Consider the following 26,122-nt stretch of genomic DNA (forward strand, 5'->3'; position numbering starts at 1 on the left):
AAGCAAATGACGACCAACCCATGGCAAGCTATCGATACCGAACAAGTTCTGTTCATTATAGATGCTGCGCACCAGGTTGAAGAGCAACTGTTACTCGAGTGGCTCAATAATACAAAAGCGCAGTCCGGGTTCAGTGGTACGGTTAGCCACTGCGTGGTTCCTATTGTTCGTAATCCTGAAGACATTCCAACCGAAGGCTTGCAAATTGCTCTGCAAGTCAGTGAAGAAACGCTAGTGGTGCCGATTCGCGTGGTATGGAAGACCATGCTTGATGATGTTAATAGTGGGCCGAAGTGGCGCGACTTAGTGCGTGGTAATCCACGACGCCCGGGTTTGCGTCGAGCGCAGTGCATTCTAGATGCTGACCCTTCGCGGGCGTTCTGTATTATGGGGAACCCTGCGACCGTTCAGAATCTTACCGAGCGCTATGATGCGCGTCGCAGTATCTCCCCAGTTAATGTCAACCTTGCTGATTATGTCGCAGAGCAAGCAAGTCTTGCATTGGAGGTGGCTGAGCGTCGCTTACGCGGTAGTCGCTATAAAGTGCCAAGGCAAGTTTCTAAGCAAGTCAGGGCTAGTGATCGATACAAAGCCGGAATTCAGCAAATTGCGAAGACCACCGGAGAGTCTGAACAAGAGCTGCGTCATAAGGCGCTTACTTACTTTAAAGAACTCGTCGCGTTGCCACACAACTTTTGGCAGGACGTTGCCGGTTCTTTTAATCGGTGGGTAATATCCTTGGGCTACGAAGACAAGTTGGTGGTCGATCTCGAAAAGCTGGAGAGTTATCGCTCGATAGTGAGAGAGCATCCGACTGCATTGCTTTGGACCCACAAAACACATATGGATGGTATTACCATTCAGTCGGTTTTGTTTGAAAATGATTTTCCGCCGCCGCACATAATGGGCGGCATCAATATGGCTTTCGCTGGCGTTGGTTTTTTGGCGCGTCGGTCTGGCGCTATATTTATTCGCCGTTCATTTCAAGACAACCCGCTGTACAAATTGGTGTTACGAAATTATTTGGCTTACCTGTTGGAAAAACGCTTTCCGTTGACCTGGTCATTTGAAGGCACACGTTCGAGAGTCGGCAAGCTAATGCCGCCGCGTTACGGCATGCTCAAATATGTGATGGACGCGATCGAAGATTCGGACGCGGATGATCTGCATATCATTCCAGTAGCGATTAATTACGACATGAACAACGATGTCAAAGATTACGCTGCGGAACAGGCTGGCGGCATTAAGCGGCCGGAGTCATTAAGTTGGTTTATCTCCTATCTGAGGAGAATGCGACAACCATTGGGGCGAATCTATATTGATTTTGGTAATCCCGTGGTGGTGAATAAGGAAGCGTATAAGGCTGATCCGTTAGCTTTGCAGCGTACCGCATTCCAGGTTGGCGTTGAGGCAAACCGAGTCACTCCGATTACCTTGACGTCGTTAATGTCAATGTCGCTGCTGGGCGCCGCACCGCGAGCGCAAACAATTGATGAGCTTAGCGAGAATATGGATGCTCTACGCGATTGGTCGCGTACCCGAGACATACAATTCACTAGCGATTTTGATGATGTAAATCAGCAGCGCATGCTCGATTTGATCGATAATATGGTCAACTCTGGGCTCATTAATCGCTACGATGAAGGCCCTGAGACGGTGTATGCGGTGGCCGATGACCAACAGGTGATGGCGAGCTATTATCGTAATACAATTGTGCATCACTTTGTGTCAAAGGCGATTGCTGAAATGAGCTTGTTAGAGGCTCTAAGCGAACCTGGTGATAAGCTCGCCGCATTTTGGCGCGAAGCAAATTACTTGAAGGATGTATTTAAATTCGAATTCTTCTATGCTCCGACTGAACAGTTTCAAGCGGGCATTCGAGCTGAACTGGCGCATTTCGATGCGGACTGGGAGAGTCATATTCAGCAACGTGACTTTGTCGCTAACTTACTTCGGAGTATGAAGCCGCTAGTCGCTCACTGCTGTCTTAAACCTTATATTGAGTCTTATCGAATCGTGGCCGATGTATTCGGCCGGCTCGGTGAAGGCGAGACAATGGACGAAAAGGCGCTGGTTTCGGCGGCATTTAAGTATGGCCGACAAGCTTATTTGCAACGTCGTATATCCAGTAAAGCATCAATTGGCGAAATCTTATTTAAGAACGGTTATAAACTATTGGATAGCTATGGACTGGTCGCGGCTGGTGGCAGCGATTTGGTTGAAAAGCGTAAAAAAATTAGTAAGGAGTTCAGGGTTAGAGCGCATCGTATCGAGCGAATCAGAGCCTTGGCGATGCCTAACGATCTTGATTAGGGAGGTATAAATTGAACAAATTAAAAGTTGGGTTGATTGGTGGAGGCTCATGGGGTACCGCGGTAGCCTCATTGATTGCTAAGAACACTGATGTGTCATTGTGGGCAAGAAGTCCCGATACAGTCAAAGAGATCAATAAAAAACACACCAACAAAAAGTATTTACCTGACGCGGTATTACCGAAGAATTTAGTCGCCTATTCAGATTTGGAAGCGGTGGTGGCTAATGCCGATGTATTGGTTATGGGTGTACCGTCCAACTCATTTAGAGATGTGTTGAAACAGGTACGTCCGTTTATTCGACCTTGGATTCCGATTATTAGTCTGACTAAGGGTTTGGAGAATGGCACTGACTTGCGAATGACTGAAGTGATTCAGCGTGAGTTGCCGGGGCATCCGGTTGGTGTGCTGACTGGACCTAACTTGGCACGTGAGGTGATGGCAGGGCAAGCTGCGGCGAGTGTCATTGCGATGGTCGATGATGTGATTGTTCAAGAGTTGCAGAAGATATTCAACAGCGGGTTGTTTCGGGTGTATACCAATGATGACGTGATTGGCTGTGAGTTAGGCGGCGTTTTGAAAAATATTATTGCGATTGCCGTTGGTATGGGAATCGGCTTAGGCGCAGGTGATAATACCCGTTCGGCATTGATTACCCGCGGGCTTGCCGAGATAACTCGTTTAGGCGTGGCGCTTGGCGGACGAGCAGAAACTTTTTCTGGTTTAACTGGAATGGGCGATATGTTGGCAACTTGTATTAGCTCACAAAGTCGCAATCATCATGTTGGCGTAGAGTTAGGAAAAGGGCGCCATATCGATGACATAATCGCCGATATGGTAATGGTCGCTGAAGGCGTCAAGAGCGCTCCGACGGTTGTTAAGCTGGCCGCTCGCCATGGGGTGGAAATGCCAATAGCGCACGATGTCAACGAGGTCATTGCCGGTCGCCGAACCGCAGAGCAAGCATTTTACGGTTTGTTGAAGCGACGTGTCGGGGCTGAAATCGAATCTGACTGACAGCCGACTCTGGTTTTCACATCGAGCTCCACATAGCTTTCCATTAGATTGAGCCGACATGAAACTAGTATGAAACAAAGGACATCATGGTTGATGTCTGCTAGCAATCTCGTTAGACTGCCGATCCGCTTGATTGGGTGTCACCAAAACACCTCGAAATACGCGCGGTTAATCACTTTAGTTGTAACGAGGCCATGTTTAAACACGTATATTTTTTGCTGATCACCCTATTAGTTGTTGGTGGCTTGCAAGCTTGTGCAGATCGCTCTAGCCGAGTAGCTTCGGCTACCAATTTTGATGGTGTGTACACTGGGAATTGGGATGCGGTTACGCAACTTGCCGGTGATGCTGAGAAGTCGTCACAATTTGAAAGCAATGTGATTATTCATGGTAACAAGGTGACGGTAACTGATGGTCAGTTCGTAGCAACTGGAAAACTGCATCCGAATAATCAATTCGAAGCGACCACGGGTCCACATTTTTCGCTAGCCGATGATGACACGAGTTGCATCGGTGAGTTGGTGTTCTCGGGTCAAATCGACGAGCCTGACGTGGAGTCGGCGGTAGTTTCAGGCAGCTCAGTTGGTATGCTGAAATGTACGGATCATGGCGTCTCAATCGCGGCTAAGCTTTCGGGGCAATTTGAAACCGTAAAGCGCCAAACTATTAGTAAGATATTTGTTCCTTCCTCAAGCCTGCTGGATTTGTTCAAGCGCGTTTAACGGTCCGTTGCGCCCGAGTTAATGGGCGTGTTGCTGCGGACACATTATTAGTCTAGCCTGTATTCTATTGATGGGGACTGTTTGAGTTCTCAAAACTGAGTTTGTATGAGGTTTAGGTTATGGATGCAGCGCTCTTATTTACCCTATGCAATTGGCTGGTTCTACCGGCGTGGCTATTATTGATTTTATTGCCAAGCTGGCGATGGACGCAACGTTTGGTGTCGGCGGTATGGATTCCGGTGTTGTTAGGTATCGCTTATGCATATGCATTCTATCAAGCGCAGCCCACGCCAGAGAACGGTGGCTTTGGATCATTGGCGGCCGTCATGATCCTATTTTCAGAGCCTTGGGTAATGGTGGCAGGCTGGATACACTATTTAGTGTTTGATTTATTTGTTGGGGCTTGGCAGCTACGCGATTCTAAGCGCCACGGCATTCCCCATTTTTGGATTGTGCCTTGTTTGTTGCTGACCTTCATGCTTGGCCCGGTCGGGCTGTTAAGCTACCTAATACTTCGATTAATCATCAATCGCATGACGAGCTTAGATGAAAACTTTGCTAAGCCGTAAAATACACCATTGAACTAGCACGAGTGAATTTCCAAGATCGCTTGTGCTAGTCCAATATGAACATGCTTAGTCGATTGTGTCGTAGATTACTTCGCGATCGCTAGGTCGGCCGAAGTTCGAGGTTGGTCATTCCACCACAAGCCAAGGTAGTGGAAAATCAAATAGTTGACCGGGATAATGATCAAGGTGATTAAGGTCGCGAACAGAATGCCAAAACCTAGTGATACAGCCATTGGCACGAGTGCTTGCGATTGTGTATCGCTGGTCACCATCAACGGCAGCAAGCCGACAAACGTGGTCATCGACGTGAGCATGACGGGGCGAAAGCGAATTTCCCCGGCGGTTAACACCGCTTCCATTACAGGTACGCCTTTAAGGCGTTGCTGATTGATATAATCGACCAGCACTAAGCTATCGTTAACCACGATGCCGGTTAGCGCCAAAATACCCATGATGCTGAGCATCGAAAACGGCAACCCTAGAATTAAGTGGCCGAGTATGGCGCCGACGATCGCCAATGGAATAATCGACATAACAATAAACGGCTGAGAAAATGACTTAAACGGAATTGCTAGTAGCGCGTAGATCATGATGATCACCAGTAAAAAGCCTAAGGCAAAACTGGCATTGGTCTCTCTTTGGTTCTCAGCTTCGCCGTCCATGGTGTAAGTTAATAGGGGTTCTTGCGCGAACATTTCATCTAGGTAGTTGGTTAAATCGCGGCGAATCACCTCAACATCATTGGTGGTTTTATCTAGATTGGCGCTGACTGTTACCGTGCGTCGTTGACGATCACGATAAATTGCAGACGGGCTGGTGTTTGGCACCAAATCAGCTAGTTGTGACAGCGGAATGGTTCGGCTGCTGTTGCCGACGCTAATCGGCATATTCTCGACATCGGTCATGGAGGAGCGATATTCCAATGGGTACCGTACCATCACTTTGAGCTCGTCTTGACCGCGTTGGATGCGTTGCGCTTCAAAGCCAAAAACGGCTTGGCGAACTTGAGAGGAAATGTTCGACAATGATAAACCGAGCGAATCGGCTAACGGGGTAATCTCTAGCTGGACCTCTTCTTTGCCAGATGAATAGTTGTCTTGAATATCATAGACGCCCGGATATTGTTTTAGATACTCGCGGATATCATCTACGCGAGCGGCCAGCTGGGTTTCATCGTTACCGTAAATAGCCACCGAGATAGGGCGGCCGAAATCGCCAAAAGTTGAGGTTAAGCTCATTTTCTCGGCGCCAGGAATATCCCCTATGCGGGCACGTAGTTGTTCTTGTACTTTACTGATGGAAAAGTCTTCGGGGCGATTTTCACTGGGCTCGACCTCGATAATGACAATGCCTTTGTTGGTACCAAACGAGGGCGCGCCGGTGCCGCCATCCAAGGTTAAGCCGGATACAGAAATAATGTATTTGAATATCGGCTCGCCGGTTTCTGGTTGCACGTATTCTTTAGATAGCTCGTTCGCTTGTTTAACGATGTGGTGTACGTATTTTTTGGTTGTTTGGTAGCCAGTGGTGCTTGGCATGGTTAGCCGCACATACACCGCGTCATCGACAAAATCCGGTGCAAATGACGAGCGAACCCAGCCAGTACTCAGCAGGGTAATAACCACGATAAACACGCACAACGCACTGACCACGGTGATCGTTTTGTTTTTGACGCAGCGGGCTAAAAATGGCCGATAGATCCGAATAATCGTTGATTCAAAACCACGTGAGAAATTTTGCTGGGTACGCCCGAACCATGAAATATCGTTCTCGTCACGGGCTTTTATGGTGCTCATGTGTGCCGGTAGAATGAGTTTTGATTCAATCAAGGAGAACGCCAAAACCGGAATAACCACTAACGGAATTTGTTTGGCGAAGGTTGATAGTGTGCCTTCTACCGCGAGCAACGGTGCAAACGCGATCATGGTTGTGACTACGCCAAAGGTTACCGGTATGGCTACTTCTTCAGTGCCAAATACGGCAGCCTGTTGCGGTGGCATGCCGTTGCGCATATGTCGGTAAATGTTTTCACCGGTGACGATGGCATCGTCTACAACGATGCCCAACACGATCAAAAATGCGAACATGGTTAACATATTGAGTGACAACCCGAGAGCTGGCATCAGTGCAAACGCGCCGAGAAAACATACTGGAATGCCGATGCCAACCCACACTGCAACCGCGGGCCGCAGAAATAAGGCGAGCAGGATCATAACCAGCAGGCCGCCTTGCCAGGCGCTTGTGACCAAGGTCGATAGGCGGCTTTCAACGACTTTAGCAGTTTCACCGTAGGTGCCTAACTTGGCGCCGGCAGGAAGCTTATCTTGATAGTCGACGATGAATTTCTTAACTTTGTCGGAGATGTCGATGGTGCTTTGTTTACCAACCCGGAACGCTTCGAAGGTTAGCGCATCTTCGCCATTGTATTGTGTTTCAACTTGTACCAATTGGTAGCCGTCGGTCACCGTGGCAATGTCACCAAGGTAGACAACTTGGTCGCCAGAGTTGGTAATCGGTATACGTCTAAACTCCGGGGCACGGTAGGCTTGTCCATTGGTGCGCACCAAAATATCGCCGTCTCGGGTTTTCAAATTTCCCGCTGAAATATCAACTGAGTTACGTTGTATAGCTAAACCAATATCAGCCAGAGTTAAGTTGTATTGTTCCAGGGTTTGCGGGGCGACTTCTATGTGTAGCTCGCGGCCAGGGCCTTGGATTGGTCCAACCTGAGAAACCCCGTCGACTCGCAATAGAGCCTCCCGAGTATCCGATGCGGTTTGGTAAAGATCATCGTAGTTGAGTTCTGCGCCATACACGGCTAAGCCAATAACTTGAATCGGCACATCGGCAATTTGAATCACCGGGCGTTCAGCATCTTGCGGCAGGGTAGAAAGCGCATCGACGCGTATCTTTACGTCACTCAGGATTTCTTGATCATCATAGCCAGACTCAATTTGAGCGAAGACTAACGATATATCTTCGGCTGAGCGCGACGTTACTTTCTCAAGGCCTTCGATGTCAGCGATAGCCTCTTCGATACGCGTGGTGATGGTTTCTTCAATCGACCTAGGGTTGCCACCAGGTAGCACCGTGGTAATGGTGATGGTGTCGAGTTGAAAGTCTGGCAACAGTTCGAGCGCGATGTCTCGAGTGAGCGCCAGCGTGCCCATTATGATAATACCAAACATTAAAAGATTGGCGGCAACATGATTCTTGGCAAACCACTTGATCATGCTTTGCTCTCCGTTATTTGATTAGCGATGATGACTCGCTTGGGATGATCCTTGCCATGCCAAAAATTTAGCAGGACATGCTTTAACTGATAGGCCAGCATATAATTGATGGGCACAATAATTAACGTGATGGCGGTAGCAAATAAGATACCAAAGCCGAGTGAAATCGCCATCTGTTTCAAAAACTCAGCTTGTGTGCTGAAGTCTAAGAGTAGTGGGGTCAAGCCGGCGAAGGTGGTCAGCGAGGTCAACAGTACTGGCCGAAAGCGAATTGCTCCTGACGTAACCACCGCTTGATAAACCGTCATGCCGGCTTTGCGGCGTTGGTTTATGGTGTCAACTAATACCAAGCTATCGTTAACCACCACGCCAGCCAATGCCAGCATTCCGACGATGCTGAGAAAGGATAAGTCGCGTTGTAATAAAATATGTCCCAAGATAGCGCCAACAATGCCAAATGGAATAACCGACATAACAATGAATGGCTGACCATATGACTTGAACGGAATAGCGAGCAACGCGTAGATTGCGATTAGCACGATGAAGCTTCCAGAGGCGATATTTGAGTTTGATTCGGCTTGTTCCTCGGCCTCACCTTTAAACGCGTAACCGACGTCAGGGTAGCTTTGTTTGACGTCCTGCATAAATAGTTCTAGGTCGCGCATAATCGCTGACATATCGGCAATATCTTTATCAATATCCGCAGTCACATTTAAGATGCCTTTGCGATCTAAGCGAAATAAGGTGGTGGGGCTCGAGCCCGTACTAAATTCGGCGATGTCGGCTAGCGGTACTTCGGTATCGCTATTGCGTACCCGAATTGGCAGTTGAGTTAAATCTTCGATAGCGGAACGGTATTCGAGCGGGTAACGTACCATTACTCGGATCTCGTTGCGGCCCTTTTGTATGCGTTGAGCCTGAAACCCAAAGACTCCATTGCGCACTTGTTCGGCGACGTCCGCTAAGCTGAGGCCTAATGCATATGCAGCTGGTTTTAATTCGATGTTGAGTTCTTCTTTGCCGCCGAAGTAATTGTCTTGAATGTCGTAAACGGATGGAAACTCTTTTAGCTTTTCTCGAACTAATTCAACCACTGCGCCCATGCGTTTGAAGTCCGGGCCGGATAATTCTACGTCGATCGGGCTTACCCCGCCGCCAGTTTCGGCTCGCACGCTAAATTTTTGCATGCCCGGAATCTCGCCAACCATGTTGCGCACTTCGCGGCCGAGCTCGGTGGCGGTTATCTCTACGTGGCGTTCTGGGGGCGGAATGATTTCCACACTGACTCGGCCCACCGAGGCTTTATTGACGCGCCCGGAACTGCCGCTGGTCGAGAAAACATGGCGAATGATGGATACCCCAGTTTCAGGATTACGGTACTTTTCCTGCAATAGCTGTACGCTTTTGGTAATGCTTTGGATGTGCTTGTGTGTGGTGGCAAATCCAGTGGTGTCCGGCATTTCTAACGAAAAGCGAATTTCTTCTGACTGTACTCGTGGCCACAATGTGAAGCGTACATGTCCAAGTTGTGCGGACGCGACCACCACAGCAGAGACCCCTAACAGTAGGCAAACCGTCACCAGTTTATTGTCTAAGCAGCGTGCTAGAAAGGGCTGATAATAGCGATCAATGGCTTCTTCGAATCCGCGAGAAATACGCATTTGAATGCGGCTGAGAAAATTTGCACGTTGCTGGTCATTGCGGGGCTTTAGATGACTTAAATGCGCCGGTAGCACGAACTTTGACTCGATTAACGACATCAATAGCACGGGAATGACCACCATGGGAATTTGCGCGGCCAAGAAGCCTTGGCGGTTGTTCCCCATGTCGGCCAGCGGTGAAAATGCCACTACGGTGGTGAAAATGCCGAAGGTGACGGGTAACGCAATTTGCTTGGTGCCAACGATTGCCGCCGTTAGCGAATCTTCGCCGTCGCGCATCCTGCGATAGATATTCTCGCCGGTGACAATTGCGTCATCGACCACAATTCCGAGTACGGTGATAAACGCGAACAGGCTCACCATGTTAAATGTACCACCGACAAATGGCATGAATATTAAGGCTCCCATAAAGCTCACTGGAACGCCTAAGAAGACCCAGAATGCCACGGCTGGACGAAGAAATAGCGAGAGCAGTATTAGTACCAAGACGCCGCCTTGGATGCCGCTGGAGAGCAAGGTAGATAGTCTTGCCTTAACCAATACCGCATCATCGTCCCAGAACTGTAGGGCAATGCCTTGTGGTAGTGTTCCTTGCGATTTGTCGAAATAGCGATGGACGGCGTCGGCCACTTCAATTGCGCTTTGATCGCCGACCCGCAACACTTCAAGCATCACCACCGGCTTGCCGTCGAACTGGGTGATTAATGGTGTTTCTTCGAAGCCATCACTAATGGTGGCAATTTCGCCTAAGCGAATTGGCTGCCCAGTGCCAGAGGTCAATATTGGAATGCGAGCGTAAGCTTGTGCATCGTAAGCTTGACCCGCCGCGCGAACCAAAATGTCTCCGGCAAGCGATTGAATGTTGCCAGCTGAGATATCGGCCGAACCTTCTCGTATTCGTTGACCTACCTCGGCCAGCGTTAAGTTATAGCTGTCTAATACTTCGGGGGCTATCGAGATGCTGATTTCGTAATTGGCGGTACCATCGAATTCAACTGTGGTGATGGCTGGATCGGTGAGTAAATCGGCACGCACTTTGTCGGCTGCTTGGCGTAAGCTTTTGGCGTTAACGTTGTAAGCTGGGTCGGCCACCACCGCCACGAAAATAACGCCTGAATTGCGTTGATTGATCGACACCACAGGCTTTTCAGCGGCCGTGGGTAGCGTATTTAACGCGTCGACGCGCAATTTAATGTCATTTAGAATTTCCCTACGGTCGAAGCCTGAATCAATTTCAGCAACCACCGTTGAGGTTCCTTCTGAGGATTGGCCGTATATCTTGGAAATGCCTTCTAAATCATAAATAGCCTGTTCGACACGTGTGGTGATACCATCTTCAACGGATTTCGGCGTGGCTCCACGAAACTGTGTGCTAACTGAAATACGGTCGGAAATAAACGACGGGAACACCTCCATCGGAATGGATGTTTTAGCCGACACGACACCGGCGATAACAATGCCGATCATCAGCAAATTCGCGGCGACTGGGTTTCTTGCAAACCATTCAATCATAATAGTGACTCGCGAGGTTTGGGCTTGTGCGCCAACATCACGCCCAGTGCCTAATTATTAGCCGATGCATTGCCGCCCTCAGTAGCGGCGGCACTATTCTCAATCGGCTCGATGGCATCCGCTGTGGGACTTTCAGTAGACTCGACCGGCGTATTGCGAAGTTCAGCTGGTTGCGAGTCAGCTTGGTTGTCAGCAGGCGTGATGCTGGTAGGTGCTAATTCGGCTGGCGCGGAGATTTCACTTTCCGTGCTTGGCAGCTTGTTATCCGGTATTTCATCGGATACCTCGGCTTGTAGTATTTGGGTATCTTCGAGTGTAAGTGATGGGCTGCCAGTGCCGTTGGCGACTGATTCCGAGAGCTTGACTTTAGCACCGGCCAGAGTGCTATTGAGTGACGTGGTGACGACTAAGTCGCCGCTTTCAATACCAGACTCGATCAGTGCATTTTGATCATCTTGCCAAATTACTTTGACCGGCTTGCGCTGTAAGCGTAGGTCTTGAGAAACGAATACATAGCTGCCTTCACGGAGTGCTTTATTGGGTATGACGATGGCATTGTTCACGGTGCGGCCTTGAATTCGAGCCGTGACAAATTGGCCGATTTTCAACGGAGGCTTTTGATTTTCAGTGTCGAAGGGCGCGATTACACTGGCGATCACATCGATTTGTCGTGTGCTTAGGTCGAAGGTGCTGTCGGTTCGAGTGACTCGGGCATCCCATGTATAACGATGGCCCCCGACTTCGGTGCTAATGACCACAGCGAATTGCTTTCCTTGCTCGGTGCCGAGCAGGCTATCTAAACCCAGTTGCGCAAACTCGTCTTGGCTGAGTGGTAGTCTGACTTCAACTTCATCGGTTGCGAAGACCTCAGCGAGGACGGTGCCAACGCTGACATATTGCCCGAGCACGGCGTCGCGGCGAATGACTCGACCTTGGTACGGCGCTTTGATCTTAGTGCGCTCTAAATTAAGTTTGGCTGTTTCGAGGTTGGCGAGTGCTGAATCGAGTTGCGCGCGTGCGGCCTCAAGCTGAGGTTTGCGTGCGACCAGATCCGGTGGCGTGCCACTGTTGCCCAGACGCTGCCAATCACGAATTGCTTGCTTTGAGTTGGCTTGTTCTTGGCGGTAAGCGGCTTCCGCTTGTGAGACGGTAGCGGCGGCCTGGCTTTGTGCGGCCAAGTAGTCGCGCTGGTCAACTTCGATCAATACGTCATTTTTCTTAAACGCACCGCCGGTTTTGAAGGTATCTGAGACGCGTACAATTTCACCGCGAATTTGCGAGACCAAGTTGCCACGTGTGTCGGCTTGGATGGTGCCGCTAGTGTTGACCACAATCGGGTAGTCAGAAGGCGTGGCAGTCACCACTTCAACCTTGACTACCGTTTCAGGAATAGCACGTTTTTGCGCCTCAGGACGCAGCGCAACCAACACATAGATGAAGGCGAAGGTAATGGCGAAAATAGTGAGAACAATTCGCACTTTGCGATTGATCTTCATGATTACGCTGCCAATGCTCCTTAGAATTTTCCTGAATGTATCTAAAGTTTTGTTGGGCTGAACTTCTTTTTGCTCGAGTTCTTGCTTTGATTGCTGCTCTATATCACTGCTCATTTCTTATTCTTGTGTGCGTGCTACCAACCTCAAGTAAGCGTATGAACTCGTGATTGAGTGAGGCTTACTCGGTGTCGGTAGCGGGTTCAGATTCCTCAACCGACTCCATGCTAGCCTGGGCTTGCGTAGGACTGGGTAATGTTTGATTGTCCGCTCTCTGTTCTTGGGTAGCAAAATCGCCGCCCAATGCGAGGTGAATGCTAATGCGATTCTGTAGCAAGGCGTTGCGAATATTTATTTCCGACAGCATAGAGTCGAATAAACTACGCTGTGATTGTAGAACGGTTGTGTAATTCTCGATACCCGTTTGATAGCGATCTAAGGCTAAATCCAGACCACCTTGTGCTAGGCGCACGGCTTCTAAGATGGCTTTGTGCTGCTCACGTAGTGTTTGCTCGCGGGTTAGAGAGTTCTCTACTTCTTGAAAAGCATTCAGGGTTGTCTTAACCAGCGAGGCATAGGCCGATTCAGCTTGATAATAGGCTTGATCTTCGCGTGACTTTAAGGCGCCCGCTTGAAAAATAGGTTGAGCGATGCCGCCGATTAATGTCATCACCATATTGTTGTTGTCGAACAATTGGTTGAATTCATCACGGCTATCGCCGATTGAGCCGGTAAAGCTAATGGTCGGAAAGCGATCGCGATTAGCGGCCTTAGCGTTGGCGATTTCTGACTTATAAAGTAGCTGACTGGCTTTGACGTCGGGGCGGCGCGTTAATAATTCAGCGGGTAATCCAGCTGGAATTGGTCCAGTGAGAGTCGGCAGTTTGGCTTCAAAGTCCATGCTTAGTGACGGGTATTCACCAAGCAGAGTCTTAAACGCGCGTAGTGAGCTAATGTAACTGAACTTTGAATCTGACAGATTGGCAATTTGACGCTGCACATCGGTTCGACTCAAGTACACGTCCAATGCTGAGCGTAGGCCGCGCTCATAATTTTCTTCAATGAGCTTGGCAGTATTTTGAAAACTCTCGAGTCGTTGTTGTGCTAAGTCCAGTTGTAGTTTGTTGGTCATCAAATTGAACCAGGCGCGACTGACATTAGCGACTAATGACAGCTCCGCAGCGTTATACAGCTCAGCCTGCGCTTGTGCTGAGTAGGCAGCGGCGCGTCGACGTTGAGTCAGCTTGCCCCATACATCAGCTTCCCAGTTTATTTCCAAGGTGCCGCTGACGGTGCGAATTTCAGTCGTAATACCGTCGGTCTCTCGGTCGGTACGATTACTGCTCACGCCAGCGCGCAGATTTGGCCATAAGTTTGCGCCAGTCACCGTGACTTGCTCGATGGCGGTTTTCAACTGTGCTGACGACGCCCACAAGTCAGGATTGTTGCGCAAAGCAATATCGACGTAATTATTTAGGTCTTCGTCTGCAAAGCGATTTAGCCAACCATTTTCTACGGCTGCGCTCGTGTCTTTCGGCGAAACTTGGTCGGTGCTGATGCTGGCGGCGGATTCTTCAGTGGTAACCACAATCGGTGTAGTCTGCCATGCCTCTGGCACCGTTAGTTGGGCTTCATCGGGCAATTTGTCGATTTTGCTAGCACAACCGGCTAATACGAGTAACGCAATAACGGGCACCGCTCGAGTGACCATGCGAGAGCCTGATTTCAATGGGTTAGATTGGCTAAAGGAACTAGGCGGGTTATCGATTGATCTATTTCTCATCAGTGTGTCAGGCCTGGCTATAACCGGCATCATTTTGTGTTTATCGTCTAGATAAGATGGTAATACTCAGGATTTGGATTCAAAAATTTACCCAAAACTTTGCACTATTATTTATTTGGTACTACTTTTAGCGGTCATAGGTTGTCAAATCAAGTAAAAATCTTGTCATTCGTCGTAGCCAGTAACTATTTTGCGGCATAGCATGTCGAGTGCTAGTGACGATTAGTTAAGTCACTAACGGACTCAGATTAACGGCAATGTTATACTTGATTTGCAATACAATGCGCGACAATAACCCGCACTTTACACAATAGCAATACGATGCCAGACAGTACCCAGCATGCCGCAAAAATTTTAATTGAAGCACTGCCTTATATCCAGCGCTTTCATGGCAAGACTATCGTCATAAAATATGGCGGGAACGCGATGATTGACGACGCCCTAAAAGAAAGTTTCGCGCGCGACGTAGTTATGATGAAAGCCGTTGGTATGAATCCTGTGGTGGTTCATGGTGGCGGCCCGCAAATTAGTGGAACCTTAGCTCGCGTGGGCAAGACCACTGAATTTATCGATGGTTTACGTGTGACTGACGCAGAGACCATGGAAGTGGTGGAGATGGTGTTAGGTGGATTAGTCAATAAGGAAATTGTTAGCTTGATTAATTCGCACGGTGGTAAAGCGGTTGGCTTAAGCGGCAAAGATGGTGACATGATACGCGCACGCAAACTCAGTTCGGGAAAACCTGACGTTGATTATGGGCATGTTGGTGAGGTGGAGTCGATAAACAGTAGCTTGGTGGAGACGCTTGAAGCTGAGCGCTTTATTCCGGTGATCGCCCCGATCGGCAGTGGTAGTGATGGGGTAACCTACAATATTAATGCGGATTCCGTGGCGGGAGCTTTAGCGAGTAAGTTAACGGCTGAAAAATTGGTGTTAATGACCAATACTTCGGGTGTGCTCGATAAGCAAGGGCGACTGCTAACAGGTCTAACCGCTGAACAAATTGATCATTATAAACAGGACGGAACCATTCAAGGCGGCATGTTACCTAAGGTCGATTGCGCATTGCAGGCGGTGCAGGCTGGGGTAAAGACATCACATATTATTGATGGTCGGGTCAATCACGCGCTGTTATTGGAAGTGTTGACGGATAAAGGTGTGGGAACATTGATTCGAAGTTAAGCGATCGCTTGACTAAATAATCGACTACGTATTTTGCCTACAAGCTTATTATTTTCACTGATGGCACCTAGTCATATGAGCTGCCGCTACCGGCTCGATAGTCGGGTGAAAGTATGACTGCTTTTATGGCAAACACGACCTCCAGATGGTGGGTCAGCTTTGTGATCGGTGTCTCGTCACTTGCTATGTCACCGTCGATTAGTGCTGAGACACTACGCGTTGCGGTAGCGAGTAACTTTAGTGCGGTGGCGCATCAGTTGGCCGAACAGTTTGAGTTGGAGACTGGGCATGCTGTGGTGTTGTTATTAGGCTCCAGCGGTAAACATGTTGCGCAAATCCGGCATGGGCTGAAGGTTGATCTATTTCTGGCGGCAGACGCCATTAGACCGCAAGCGCTGGAGGAGGACGGCCTTATTGTCGCTGATAGTCGATTCACCTACGCGGTCGGTCGATTAGTTCTATGGCAACCATCGGGGCCAACTCCGACCGCCAGCAGTGTCAATGCGCTAAACCTTGGAGCAAGTAAAGTAGCAGTTGCCAACCCTAAATTAGCTCCCTATGGTGCCGCGGCGCTACACGTACTCAATGCGCTTGGCTATTTTGATGCAATTCAAGGTTCATTGGTGTATGGCGAAAATGTGACGCAAGCGTACCAGTTTGCTTACTCTGGTCATGCTAGCGTTGCGTTTGTGGCGTACTCTCAAGTGCTGGCGCGCGCAGACGAGCATTATTGGTTGGTTCCGCAGCAACTTCATCAGCCGATTACACAACAAGCAGTATTGCTTCGTGACACGCCAGTTGCGCGACAATTTCACACCTATCTGCAAAGCACAAAAGCGATGGAGCTGATTCGAAATCACGGTTACGATACGCCGTAATGTTATCGCCTGCCGACTATGCTGCTCTCTTTTTAACCCTCAAGCTTGCCGCCTTGAGTACTACTATATTGTTGTTGCTTGGAACCCCTTTGGCGTGGTGGCTGTCGGTTACACGCTGGCGCGGTAAATTTTTGATTGAAGCCTTGGTGGCGATTCCATTAGTGTTGCCTCCAACCGTGTTGGGGTTTTATCTGTTGGTAGCGTTTAGTCCAAATCAATGGCTCGGTCAGCTGTATCAATCCTTAACCGGCGCACCACTCGCATTTTCCTTTACAGGTCTGGTGCTGGGTTCTGTGTTGTACTCGTTACCGTTTGTCGTGCAGCCATTGCAGAACGCATTTAGTGCCATTAATGCCAATGTTCTTGATGCGGCAGCGACCTTGCGCGCGAGTCCGCTAGATCGGTTTTATAGTGTGGCGGTGCCGTTAGCCCGCCCTGGGTTTATTAGTGCGGCGGTATTGGGCTTTGCGCACACATTAGGCGAATTTGGTGTGGTGCTGATGATCGGTGGCAATATTCCTGGCGAGACCCAAGTCGCCTCCATCGCAATATACGAACATGTTGAAACATTGGCTTTTGCCGAGGCGCACCGCTTATCAATGGTATTGTTAGGACTATCATTGATTTTATTGATGACGGTATACGCCGGAAACAAAAGAAGAGTATTGCGGTTATGAGCATCGTTATAAACGTTGATATTCGTCGAGATGATTTTTATTTGCCGGTAGCACTAACATTGCCAGCCAGTGGTGTAACCGCTTTATTTGGTCCGTCAGGCTGCGGGAAAACCTGTTTGTTGCGTGCGTTGGCCGGCCTTGATCGTTACCCAGAAGCACATATTTCATTTCAGCAGACGGTTTGGCAGGATGGTCGGTTGTGCGTTCCAGCCCATCTACGTGACACCGCCATGGTATTCCAGCAGGCCGACCTGTTTACCCATTTGGATGTTGCTGGAAACTTGCAATATGCCGAGCGCCGAGTGCCTTCGCATCGACAAAAAGTTCCCTTGCAACAGATTATTGATAAGCTCGGTTTGGAGCCTTTATTAAAACGCTCTGTCGAGCAATTGTCAGGCGGCGAGCGGCAGCGTGTGTCAATTGCTCGCGCGCTGTGCGCGAGTCCGCGGCTGCTATTAATGGATGAGCCATTGAGTGGCTTGGACCGTGATTCGAAGCAGCGCTTGTTGCCGTATATCGAAACCGTGTGTCGAGAGTTTTCAGTGCCGATTATTTATGTTTCGCACGCACTCGATGAAGTGGCGCGCTTAGCGGATCATTTAGTCTTGTTGGAACGTGGTCAAGTGATTGCTGACGGACCAGCCTCCGGCATGCTAACTCGATTAGATTTAGCGCTTGCACACGACCACGATGCAGAGTCGATTATCGATGCCACTGTTGAGTCGCACGATGCCCAGTTTGGTTTGTCGTACTTGGCATCTTGTATCGGTAGGCTTACCGTAACGCAGGCGGCCTTGCCGGTAGGAACCAAGGTTCGTGTGGGAATTGCGGCGCGTGACGTGAGCATTACACTTACTCATCAACAGCAAACCAGTATCTTGAATATTTTTCCGGGTGTCGTTGAACAAATTGTCGAGTTCAATGAGTCGCAGGTGATTGTTCGGGTCGCGGCTGGGCCGCAATCTGAGTATGCCGTGCCGTTGCTGGCGCGCCTCACGCGACGGTCATCTGAAACGTTGCAGTTGCAGCCCGGCAAATCGGTTTTCGTGCAAGCCAAAAGTGTGGCTCTACTGTGAGTTGTGATTGATGGGCTTGGGGGAATGGTACTCGCTGATTTGTGCTCTTATGTGGGCCAGCGCTGTGATTTTGTACAAATATGTCGGCGACAGTATGAGCGCCAACACACTCAACCTAGTTAAGAATATTATCGGCTTGAGTTTGCTGTTGCCAACTGCGGTGCTGCTTGAAGGCTTGGTGCTCCCGAGTTTGACGGTTGGTGCATGGGCAATCTTAGTTATCAGCGGCTACGCAGGTATTGCCATTGCCGATACCTTGTACCTGCAAGCGTTACGCTTGTTAGGTGCCGGACGAACCGCGATAGTCGCCAGCTTATATAGCCCGTTCGTGGTGATATTGTCGATGCTATTTCTTGGCGAGCGTTTACAGCTTTGGCAATGGTGCGGATTTGCTTTGGTGTTGATGGGGATCTTGGTCGCGGTATATCAACGCCACTACAAATCGCTAGATGGATCGACGCTATTTAAAGGCATGATATTCGCTGCTGGGTCGGTCTTACTGACAGCGGCCGGGGTTGTCGCCATGAAGCCTTTATTACAGAGTAGTGGTTTTTTCTGGATGGTTAGCCTGCGCTTATTAGCCGGTGTTATCGGCATGTTGATTTATTTGAGTTTGCGTGGCCAAGTGCTCAGCACCTACCGGGTGATTGTGGGCGGGCAACATCGCTGGAAAAGTATTTTCGTGGCGTCTGTGGTAGGTACCTATTTCGCGATGGTGTTTTGGTTAGCCGGCTTTAAATATGCTGACGCATCTGTTGCGTCGGTGCTGAATGAGACCGCCAATATCTTTATTATTTTAATGGCATGGTTGTTTTTGCATGAGTCATTGACTCGTCGAAAACTTCTGGGTGTGTGTTTAACCTTTACCGGAGTGGTGGTGTTTTTGGGTTTACTTGATATTAGTAAGTGGCTAGCGTGAAGACTGGATTTTTGTCGCTTATTGCGTTGCTGGCGTTTGCTGGGAATTCGGTGTTATGTCGATTAGCTTTGTTGCAGGGAGCCATTGACCCCACCGGATTTACGGTTATTCGGTTGCTGTCAGGGATGGTCGTCTTGATGTTGATACTGGCAATTAACAGGGGGCAGGCAGCGGAGTCATCGGCATCTACTGGCAGTTGGTTGGCGGCTCTCTCGCTATTTGTTTATGCTGCCGGTTTTTCATTTGCGTATCAGTCTCTCGACACTGCAACGGGCGCACTAATTTTGTTTGGGGTTGTGCAAATAGCCATGGTCGGAAGCTCAGTCCTTAGCGGGCATCGACCGTCGTCGATCCAATGGCTGGGGCTGACCATAGCGATCGTTGGATTGCTTTACTTGTTGCTGCCTGATTCGAATCGGCCATCGTTGTTCGGGGCGAGTCTGATGGCTGTTGCCGGTGTGGCTTGGGCCGTGTACAGCTTGCTTGGTCAGGGTTCGGTCAACCCAGTGCGCACTACTGCGTATAATTTTTTGAAAGCATTGCCATTCGCGTTGCTGTTACTACTGCTGACATGGGATACGCTGCAGTTAAGTTCGAATGGCGTATGGCTTGCGATTGCGTCGGGGGCCTTAACGTCTGGGCTTGGCTACGCCGTTTGGTATGCCGCTTTACGTTCACTAAGCACATTAAATGCGGCGGTGGTGCAATTGTCTGTGCCGATCATTGCCGCCCTTGGCGGGCTTATGTTCAGTCATGAATCTATCAGCTTACGCTTGGCAGTGGCGACTTGCTTGGTGTTAATGGGGATTTTATTAGTCATGTTTCCACGCATGCGGAGAGTATAAAAATGCGCTATCAAGCTATTAACCTAGCCGATAAGTTTAGGCAATTTAGCGATGCCTGGTCGCCGCGCGTAGTGGCGGAGATGAATGATTACCAGTTCAAATTAGTCAAACTGGAAGGTGAGTTTGTGTTTCATTCACATGCGGATACCGATGAGACATTTTTGGTGCTGCAAGGCGAGCTACGTATTGAGTTTCGTGACGGTGCGGTTGACCTGCGTGCTGGCGAAATGTATGTCGTACCGAAAGGTGTCGAGCACAAGCCGATTGCACTGCAGCCAGTGCAAGCTATGATCATCGAGCCGCGTGGAGTGGTTAATACCGGTGATGAAAAGGGCAGTCAATTGACTGCCCAGAACGATGTGTGGATTTAAACCTTAAGTTGTTAGACCTTTGTTTATTGTATAAGCGTCAACGCGGCTTGAACGTAGTTGGGAACTGTATCGGTAATATGATCGCTGCCAGGTTTGGATCGCTCACCGAGCCTTACAATCACCATGTTGTGCTCGGGAACCACAATAATATGCTGGCCTAGATGCCCACTAAACCAGTAGTTGGCGGGGTTCTGATTGAGGCCTAGCCAAGTTGACAAGCCATAGTGTTCGACTAAGCCTGGTTTTGTCATGTTTTGAATAAAAGCCGCATTCACTAACTGCTGGCCCTGCCAGTCGCCCTGATTCAGCATAAGTTGGCCGAGTTTTGCGTAATTACGCAGATTGGTGCTCAGGCAACAGAACACTAATTCCATGCCATTGTCATCTAGGTGCCACAAGGCATCGTCATTCATTTGCAGTGGTTGCCATAGTTTTTGGCTTAAGTATTCCGACAAGTTATCTGCTGCACCGGCTTGCTTTAATGCTCGTTCGAGAAAGATACCCATTAATTCTGTGGACGCACTCGAGTAATACCAAAAGGTACCGGGTTCCGAAGTGAACTTGCGTTCTAATACAAAGCGGCGGATGTCATCGCCGTACAATAGTTCCACAGTGGGGCTGAATGGTGAATAGTATTGTTCGTCCCAGTCATATCCGGAGTTCATTGCGGAGAGTTGGCCGATGGTCGCTTTGCTCCCCAGTGGGTCGTCGTTAAACTCGGGCAGGAAATCGGTGATGGGTTGGTCTAGTCCCGTGACATGGCCTTCTTCGATAGCGATGCCAAGCAATAATGTGGTGACTGTTTTAGCCATCGAAAAGGAGTTTGTTTTGCTGCGATCGTGATAATCATTGTAGTAACTTTCGTGCAATACCTTGCCGTCTTTAAGCACTAAAAATCCGACCGAATCATATTCGATTAACTCTTCAATAAACGCGGTAGGCAGGGCCTTTGTGTTGTAGTCAGAATGATTATCTAATGGTGATGGGCTGGCTGCCTTGATTTCACGAGTCGTGAATTCAGTATAGTCGTTAATGTTGGCGGTGACATTGCCCACTAAATAGGTTCGCTGTAGGCTGGTAATGATATAGCCATTGCCGGTTGCGACTAGAGTGATTAAACCGACGACAATTAATGCAACTATGCCTAATAGGCTTCGAACTAGAATCTTCATCATGTTGAGTGTCTTTTGAATGGGTTGTTGGTTGTGCCGTTTCGTTGGTATTTTTATATCGGCAACACGTGCTTATTAATCGGTTGTCTTAATACAAAGCTGGTATGGACTCCACTAACTCCTTCCAGCTTGGTGAGTCTCCTTAATAAGAATTCTTCATAGTGTCGCATATCTCGGACCAAGACTTTAATGAGAAAGTCTGAGTCTTGCCCCGTAACCACGTAGCATTCCATTACCTCGGGTAAGGCTGTGGCATCACGCTCGAATTTTTCGAATCGATCGGCAGTATGTCGATCCATCGTCACGCTTATCATCGCGGTTAGGTTTAAGCCTAGTTTTTCGGGATCCAGCAAGGTGATGTGTTGTGCGATTATGCCGGCGTCTTCTAGATGTTTTACGCGCCGTGCGCAGGGGGTTGGCGACAGGTTGACTCGTTCGGCTAGTTCTAGATTGCTGATCTTGGCATCCTCTTGCACGATTCGAAGTATTTGCCTATCAATATTGTCTATATTGGTCATGTTATTCAATATTATGTGGTTTATTGGCTAATAAATCTATTGTAGTGCAATTTGCGTTTAGTTTTTGCATAGATTCGCTACAGCGCTGGCTCTATACTAATAGGCTAAATAAAACCGCAATTGATGATTTTTGATTTATGTCCCGTTTCGACCACACAAAATATACGCCAATTCAAACCATCGATAAGTATGACCGACGATGGCCTAGCCGGACGATTGAAGCGGCGCCGGCGTGGTGCAGCGTCGATCTACGCGACGGTAATCAGGCGTTAATTGAACCGATGACACCAGCTCAGAAGCTTGAAATGTTCGAGATGTTAGTGGCGGTTGGTTTCAAGCAAATCGAGGTCGGTTTTCCGGCTGCATCGCAAACTGATTTTGACTTTGTCCGAAAGCTCGTTACTGAGAACCGCATTCCCGACGACGTGACTATTCAAGTGTTGACCCAAGCTCGTAAGGAATTGATTGATCGTACCTATGAGTCGCTAGTGGGCGTGCCGCGTGCCATCGTGCATGTGTATAACTCCACCTCCACGGTGCAGCGTGAACAAGTTTTCAAATTATCGCGAGAGCAAATCAAGCAAATTGCGGTCGATGGAGCCACATGGGTAAAGCAAGGAGCCGCACTTCAGCCGCAAACGCAATGGCAGTTTCAGTACTCACCTGAAAGCTTTACCGGCACCGAAATCGACTATGCAATTGAGGTGTGCAATGCGGTGGTTGAAGTCTGGCAGCCATCGCCATCAAATAAAATAATTTTGAATTTGCCGGCGACGGTGGAAGTCGCTACTCCCAATGTTTACGCTGATCAAATTGAATGGTTCTGCGATCATATAAATCAACGCGATTCAGTGATCATAAGTTTACACACGCACAATGATCGGGGTTGCGGTGTCGCAGCATCTGAATTGGGTGTGTTGGCCGGCGCCGACCGTGTGGAAGGCACGCTGTTGGGGAATGGCGAACGCACGGGCAACATGGATATTGTGACAATGGGAATGAATTTATACAGCGCCGGCGTAGACCCGGAGCTGGATTTTTCGCGGATGGATCGAGTAATCAGTGTGGTCGAAAAATGCACTCAGCTGAAGGTGCATCCACGTCATCCATATGCTGGGGAGCTGGTCTTTGCGGCATTCTCTGGAAGTCATCAAGATGCGATTAATAAGTGTTTAGCGCTGTATGAGGACGGCGACGTGTGGGAGGTAGCGTACTTGCCGATCGATCCACGTGACTTGGGGCGTAATTATCAAGAGGTGATTCGCATCAATTCACAGTCTGGGAAAGGTGGCGTTGCCTACGTGCTGGAGCAGGAGCACGCAATTAAAATGCCGCGATGGTTGCAAGTTGATTTTAGCCCAGTAGTGCAAGCGCAAGCCGAATCTACTGAAGCCGAAGTCAGTGGTGAGCAAATTGTCGACTTGTTTAATCGTACCTATTTAGAGCCCGAAAATGCGATGACCCTAAAGGGGTACCAAGTGAGTCGTGATGCTGGTTTAGATGCCATGCAATCGATACTAATCGATGCGGGTAGCGAAGCGCCTATCCATGGTGAGGGAAGTGGGGTTCTTGAAGCGTTTGTGCATGGGCTGAATCAATACTTGGGCCAAGAGGTCGTCATTATTGAGTATGATGAACACACATTGGGGCACGATGATAGCTCTGAAGCGATTGCCTACGTGCAAGTTAGTGTCGATTCGCAACGAGTTTGTGGCGTTGGGCGAAGCCAAGATATTCTAGGCGCCACATTTGCGGCGATTCTAAATGCAGTTGCTCGTGTTTCGCGCCGCGAATTTGCCATAAAAAAGGCGAAATGAGCCTAATTTTAAAGACAGTTACCGAGTAATTAATTCCACGTTACTTTCAGAAGCTTGCCGGTAATATATGGAAGTCTTACGCCTTTAGACTTGTCTATAACAAACGAACAGAGGAAAGTATGAGAAAGTTAGTATTTAAGGTCTCTTTAGTTGCCGCAATTGCGAGCCTGTCGGCTTGCGCAGTGACGCCTAATGGCGGTATTGGCGCAGATCCGAACGTCTTTAATAAGGAGAATGTCATTCCACTTGGTGGTGGTATTCTTGGTGCGGTGGTCTGTAATAAACTCTTCAAAGGTCACGGTAGTCGGCAAGGTTGGACCGCGGCTTGCGGCGCAGCAGGTTACTTTGCATCAACGGCGTTTGTACAGCAACATAATCGAGCACTGGAAGACAATCCAGTGGGGCAAACGACTAGCTGGAGCGACCCCGATGGAAAGACTCACTCTGTGACACCGACCCGCACGTACTATCAAGGGAATGTGCCATGCAGAGAGTTTCGCCAAACTGTTGAAATTGACGGTAAGACCGAGATAATGCAAGGTGAGGCATGTCGCCAAGCTGATGGTACATGGAAGCTAATGGGCTAACCGAAGCGGTATTTGTGCCTTGGGAGCTTGTAAGACGTTCCCGAGGCACCATTAATGACTGATTTAAATGCTACTCCGAGATCAGTTTCAGGCTAGTTAAGTATCGTTGTCCATTTTTCACATAGTGCTCGGCGCCCATCGCCAACTTGGCTTGAGTCGCAGCATCCAACTCTCGCACTACCTTCGCAGGCGAGCCTAGTACCATTGAGCCGTCTGGGATTTCCATATTCTCAGTCACCAGTGCATTGGCACCAATTAGGCAGTTTTTGCCGATTTTTGCTCCATTCAGCACCACAGCATTCATCCCGATTAAGGTATTTTCACCGATAGTGCAGCCATGCAGCATGACTTTATGGCCTACGGTGACGTTGGCGGCAATTTCAATCGGGTAGCCGGGGTCCACATGCAGGACTGAGCCGTCTTGTACATTTGAGTTTTCGCCAATTCGGATAGGCTCGTTGTCTGCGCGCAGAACACAATTAAACCAAACACTTGCATGTTTCGCGAGTTCTACTGCTCCAATTAGGTCGGCGGAAGGCGCTACGAAGCAGTGTTCGCTAATTAATGGGCGTTTGTTATCAAGTTCAAATAGCATGTTTACATTCCGGTTACGAGGCTAATCATTACGCCAGCGGCCACCGCTGAACCGATCACGCCAGCGACGTTTGGCCCCATGGCATGCATTAGCAAAAAGTTTTGTGGGTTAGCTTCTAAGCCGACCTTATTTGCGACTCGCGCGGCCATCGGTACGGCGGACACGCCCGCGGCACCAATTAATGGGTTTATTTTGTGTTTAGAGAATCTGTTCATCAATTTTGCCATCAGGACCCCAGCGGCGGTACCGATACAAAATGCTACGGCGCCTAAACCGAGGATGCCAAGCGTTTCGAGATTTAAGAACTTATCGGCACTCATTTTTGATCCGACCCCAAGTCCCAAGAAAATTGTGACCGTGTTGATTAACGCATTCTGAGTTGTGTTGCTCAGGCGATCGACTACTCCGCACTCTTTCATTAAGTTTCCAAAACAAAACATGCCGAGCAATGGCGCCGCGTCAGGCAGAATAAAAGCTACCAGTACTAATAAGGTTAGCGGAAATATGATTTTCTCTAGCTTACCAACCGGTCGTAGTTGTTCCATCTTAATTTCGCGCTCAGCTTGAGTGGTGAGTGCGCGCATAATCGGCGGTTGAATAATGGGTACTAGCGCCATATACGAATAAGCGGCAACGGCAACGGCACCTAATAACTCCGGCGACAGTTTGGAGGTTACAAAAATTGCTGTCGGTCCATCGGCTCCGCCAATAATACCAATTGATGCGGCATCTCTGATTGAAAAATCAAGGATGCCGAAATGCCCTAAAGTTACTGCGCCAAGCACGGTGGTAAATATGCCGACCTGCGCGGCCGCACCGAGTAGCAAGGTGCGCGGGTTGGCTAATAGAGGGCCAAAATCCGTCATGGCACCGACGCCCATGAAAATCAGTAACGGAAACAGGCCGGTCTCGATGCCGACGTGATAAATGTAATAAAGCAAGCCACCGGGGCTCTCCATATGGCCGACGGCATCATATACCGGAGCTAAATCGAATCCTGCGCCGGGAATGTTGGCAAGCAAGGTGCCGAATCCAATTGGCACGAGCAGTAATGGCTCAAAGCGCTTATGAATTGCCAAATACAGCAAACCAAAGCCTACGAGTAACATAAAGAGTTGGCCGATCTGAACTTGTGCAAGACCTGAACTCAACCAAAGGTTATTTAAGTGATCCATGAATGGCC

The 26,122-nt window shown here is 49.0% G+C and carries 21 protein-coding genes; 13 read left to right on the plus strand and 8 right to left on the minus strand.

Annotated elements, in window-relative coordinates; translation table 11 throughout:
- The first annotated feature begins 6 nt into the window (after positions 1-6).
- The 4 genes from DFR28_RS12405 to DFR28_RS12420 all read left to right on the plus strand — a co-directional run bounded on the left by DFR28_RS12405 (position 7) and on the right by DFR28_RS12420 (position 4,620).
- The gene (locus DFR28_RS12405) at positions 7-2,313 is read left to right on the plus strand and encodes a glycerol-3-phosphate 1-O-acyltransferase (protein ID WP_113954691.1); all 2,307 of its coding nucleotides are present in this window, start codon (positions 7-9) and stop codon (positions 2,311-2,313) included.
- Positions 2,314-2,324: 11 nt separating this feature from the next.
- Complete coding sequence (locus DFR28_RS12410) at positions 2,325-3,329, plus strand: NAD(P)H-dependent glycerol-3-phosphate dehydrogenase (protein WP_113954692.1); 1,005 nt, start codon at positions 2,325-2,327, stop codon at positions 3,327-3,329.
- Between the two features lie 194 nt (positions 3,330-3,523).
- Positions 3,524-4,051, plus strand: a complete 528-nt coding sequence (locus tag DFR28_RS12415; protein WP_113954693.1) for a hypothetical protein — start codon at positions 3,524-3,526, stop codon at positions 4,049-4,051.
- 119 nt (positions 4,052-4,170) lie between these two features.
- Positions 4,171-4,620 carry an ABA4-like family protein gene (locus DFR28_RS12420; RefSeq protein ID WP_113954694.1) on the plus strand — a complete coding sequence of 150 codons (450 nt, stop codon included), beginning with the start codon at positions 4,171-4,173 and terminating at the stop codon, positions 4,618-4,620.
- Positions 4,621-4,706: 86 nt separating this feature from the next.
- Here DFR28_RS12420 and DFR28_RS12425 read toward each other — a convergent pair whose 3' ends face one another.
- The 4 genes from DFR28_RS12425 to DFR28_RS12440 form a co-directional block, all read right to left on the minus strand.
- Positions 4,707-7,853, minus strand: coding sequence for an efflux RND transporter permease subunit (locus DFR28_RS12425; protein ID WP_113954695.1), 3,147 nt, complete (start codon positions 7,851-7,853; stop codon positions 4,707-4,709).
- The gene (locus DFR28_RS12430; protein ID WP_113954696.1) at positions 7,850-11,026 is read right to left on the minus strand and encodes an efflux RND transporter permease subunit; all 3,177 of its coding nucleotides are present in this window, start codon (positions 11,024-11,026) and stop codon (positions 7,850-7,852) included. The genes DFR28_RS12425 and DFR28_RS12430 overlap by 4 nt, the downstream gene beginning before the upstream one ends.
- A gap of 50 nt (positions 11,027-11,076) precedes the next feature.
- Positions 11,077-12,636: an efflux RND transporter periplasmic adaptor subunit gene (locus DFR28_RS12435; protein WP_113954697.1), complete on the minus strand. Its 1,560-nt coding sequence runs from the start codon at positions 12,634-12,636 to the stop codon at positions 11,077-11,079.
- A gap of 64 nt (positions 12,637-12,700) precedes the next feature.
- The gene (locus tag DFR28_RS12440; RefSeq protein ID WP_170132084.1) at positions 12,701-14,302 is read right to left on the minus strand and encodes a TolC family protein; all 1,602 of its coding nucleotides are present in this window, start codon (positions 14,300-14,302) and stop codon (positions 12,701-12,703) included.
- 321 nt (positions 14,303-14,623) lie between these two features.
- Between DFR28_RS12440 and argB the strand changes: the two genes are divergently transcribed.
- The 7 genes from argB to DFR28_RS12475 all read left to right on the plus strand — a co-directional run bounded on the left by argB (position 14,624) and on the right by DFR28_RS12475 (position 20,250).
- A complete protein-coding gene (gene argB, locus DFR28_RS12445; RefSeq protein ID WP_113954699.1) occupies positions 14,624-15,484 on the plus strand; it encodes an acetylglutamate kinase in 861 nt (286 codons plus the stop codon).
- 125 nt (positions 15,485-15,609) lie between these two features.
- Entirely contained in the window at positions 15,610-16,362 is a 753-nt protein-coding gene (gene modA, locus DFR28_RS12450; protein WP_170132085.1) for a molybdate ABC transporter substrate-binding protein, read from the plus strand.
- Positions 16,362-17,039 (plus strand): molybdate ABC transporter permease subunit, encoded by a 678-nt coding sequence (modB, locus tag DFR28_RS12455; RefSeq protein WP_113954701.1) that lies wholly within the window; start codon positions 16,362-16,364, stop codon positions 17,037-17,039. Before modA ends, modB begins: the two co-directional genes overlap by 1 nt.
- The gene (gene modC / locus DFR28_RS12460; RefSeq protein WP_113954702.1) at positions 17,036-18,115 is read left to right on the plus strand and encodes a molybdenum ABC transporter ATP-binding protein; all 1,080 of its coding nucleotides are present in this window, start codon (positions 17,036-17,038) and stop codon (positions 18,113-18,115) included. Before modB ends, modC begins: the two co-directional genes overlap by 4 nt.
- A 10-nt stretch (positions 18,116-18,125) precedes the next feature.
- Entirely contained in the window at positions 18,126-19,034 is a 909-nt protein-coding gene (locus DFR28_RS12465; protein ID WP_113954703.1) for a DMT family transporter, read from the plus strand.
- Positions 19,031-19,879, plus strand: coding sequence for a DMT family transporter (locus DFR28_RS12470; protein ID WP_211316988.1), 849 nt, complete (start codon positions 19,031-19,033; stop codon positions 19,877-19,879). The genes DFR28_RS12465 and DFR28_RS12470 overlap by 4 nt, the downstream gene beginning before the upstream one ends.
- Before the next feature lie 2 nt (positions 19,880-19,881).
- On the plus strand, positions 19,882-20,250 hold the full coding sequence (locus tag DFR28_RS12475) for a cupin domain-containing protein (RefSeq protein ID WP_113954704.1): 369 nt from the start codon (positions 19,882-19,884) through the stop codon (positions 20,248-20,250).
- Positions 20,251-20,273: 23 nt separating this feature from the next.
- Here the strand turns inward: DFR28_RS12475 and DFR28_RS12480 are convergent, their stop codons facing one another.
- Together DFR28_RS12480 and DFR28_RS12485 are read right to left on the minus strand one after the other, a co-directional pair.
- A complete protein-coding gene (locus DFR28_RS12480) occupies positions 20,274-21,425 on the minus strand; it encodes a serine hydrolase domain-containing protein (RefSeq protein WP_113954705.1) in 1,152 nt (383 codons plus the stop codon).
- 50 nt (positions 21,426-21,475) lie between these two features.
- Positions 21,476-21,940, minus strand: a complete 465-nt coding sequence (locus tag DFR28_RS12485; protein WP_113954706.1) for an Lrp/AsnC family transcriptional regulator — start codon at positions 21,938-21,940, stop codon at positions 21,476-21,478.
- Between the two features lie 137 nt (positions 21,941-22,077).
- Between DFR28_RS12485 and leuA the strand changes: the two genes are divergently transcribed.
- Entirely contained in the window at positions 22,078-23,757 is a 1,680-nt protein-coding gene (gene leuA, locus DFR28_RS12490) for a 2-isopropylmalate synthase (protein ID WP_113954707.1), read from the plus strand.
- A 119-nt stretch (positions 23,758-23,876) separates the two neighbouring features.
- Positions 23,877-24,344 carry an RT0821/Lpp0805 family surface protein gene (locus tag DFR28_RS12495; RefSeq protein WP_113954708.1) on the plus strand — a complete coding sequence of 156 codons (468 nt, stop codon included), beginning with the start codon at positions 23,877-23,879 and terminating at the stop codon, positions 24,342-24,344.
- 70 nt (positions 24,345-24,414) lie between these two features.
- Here the strand turns inward: DFR28_RS12495 and DFR28_RS12500 are convergent, their stop codons facing one another.
- Positions 24,415-24,939, minus strand: a complete 525-nt coding sequence (locus DFR28_RS12500; protein WP_113954709.1) for a gamma carbonic anhydrase family protein — start codon at positions 24,937-24,939, stop codon at positions 24,415-24,417.
- A gap of 2 nt (positions 24,940-24,941) precedes the next feature.
- Positions 24,942-26,114 (minus strand): sodium ion-translocating decarboxylase subunit beta, encoded by a 1,173-nt coding sequence (locus DFR28_RS12505; RefSeq protein ID WP_113954710.1) that lies wholly within the window; start codon positions 26,112-26,114, stop codon positions 24,942-24,944.
- Positions 26,115-26,122: the final 8 nt, after the last annotated feature.

The sequence above is a fragment of the Arenicella xantha genome (genome assembly GCF_003315245.1).
In the GTDB taxonomy this organism is placed as follows: domain Bacteria; phylum Pseudomonadota; class Gammaproteobacteria; order Arenicellales; family Arenicellaceae; genus Arenicella; species Arenicella xantha.

Excerpts from the sequence above, each read along its gene's own strand:
- DFR28_RS12405 (WP_113954691.1), top strand. The coding sequence starts at position 7 with ATGACGACCAACCCATGGCAAGCTATCGATACCGAACAAGTTCTGTTC.
- DFR28_RS12415 (WP_113954693.1), top strand. The coding sequence starts at position 3,524 with ATGTTTAAACACGTATATTTTTTGCTGATCACCCTATTAGTTGTTGGT.
- DFR28_RS12420 (WP_113954694.1), top strand. The coding sequence starts at position 4,171 with ATGGATGCAGCGCTCTTATTTACCCTATGCAATTGGCTGGTTCTACCG.
- DFR28_RS12425 (WP_113954695.1), bottom strand. The coding sequence starts at position 7,853 with ATGATCAAGTGGTTTGCCAAGAATCATGTTGCCGCCAATCTTTTAATG.
- DFR28_RS12430 (WP_113954696.1), bottom strand. The coding sequence starts at position 11,026 with ATGATTGAATGGTTTGCAAGAAACCCAGTCGCCGCGAATTTGCTGATG.
- DFR28_RS12435 (WP_113954697.1), bottom strand. The coding sequence starts at position 12,636 with ATGAGCAGTGATATAGAGCAGCAATCAAAGCAAGAACTCGAGCAAAAA.
- DFR28_RS12440 (WP_170132084.1), bottom strand. The coding sequence starts at position 14,302 with ATGAGAAATAGATCAATCGATAACCCGCCTAGTTCCTTTAGCCAATCT.
- argB (WP_113954699.1), top strand. The coding sequence starts at position 14,624 with ATGCCAGACAGTACCCAGCATGCCGCAAAAATTTTAATTGAAGCACTG.
- modA (WP_170132085.1), top strand. The coding sequence starts at position 15,610 with ATGGCAAACACGACCTCCAGATGGTGGGTCAGCTTTGTGATCGGTGTC.
- modB (WP_113954701.1), top strand. The coding sequence starts at position 16,362 with ATGTTATCGCCTGCCGACTATGCTGCTCTCTTTTTAACCCTCAAGCTT.
- modC (WP_113954702.1), top strand. The coding sequence starts at position 17,036 with ATGAGCATCGTTATAAACGTTGATATTCGTCGAGATGATTTTTATTTG.
- DFR28_RS12465 (WP_113954703.1), top strand. The coding sequence starts at position 18,126 with ATGGGCTTGGGGGAATGGTACTCGCTGATTTGTGCTCTTATGTGGGCC.
- DFR28_RS12475 (WP_113954704.1), top strand. The coding sequence starts at position 19,882 with ATGCGCTATCAAGCTATTAACCTAGCCGATAAGTTTAGGCAATTTAGC.
- DFR28_RS12480 (WP_113954705.1), bottom strand. The coding sequence starts at position 21,425 with ATGATGAAGATTCTAGTTCGAAGCCTATTAGGCATAGTTGCATTAATT.
- DFR28_RS12485 (WP_113954706.1), bottom strand. The coding sequence starts at position 21,940 with ATGACCAATATAGACAATATTGATAGGCAAATACTTCGAATCGTGCAA.
- leuA (WP_113954707.1), top strand. The coding sequence starts at position 22,078 with ATGTCCCGTTTCGACCACACAAAATATACGCCAATTCAAACCATCGAT.
- DFR28_RS12495 (WP_113954708.1), top strand. The coding sequence starts at position 23,877 with ATGAGAAAGTTAGTATTTAAGGTCTCTTTAGTTGCCGCAATTGCGAGC.
- DFR28_RS12500 (WP_113954709.1), bottom strand. The coding sequence starts at position 24,939 with ATGCTATTTGAACTTGATAACAAACGCCCATTAATTAGCGAACACTGC.
- DFR28_RS12505 (WP_113954710.1), bottom strand. The coding sequence starts at position 26,114 with ATGGATCACTTAAATAACCTTTGGTTGAGTTCAGGTCTTGCACAAGTT.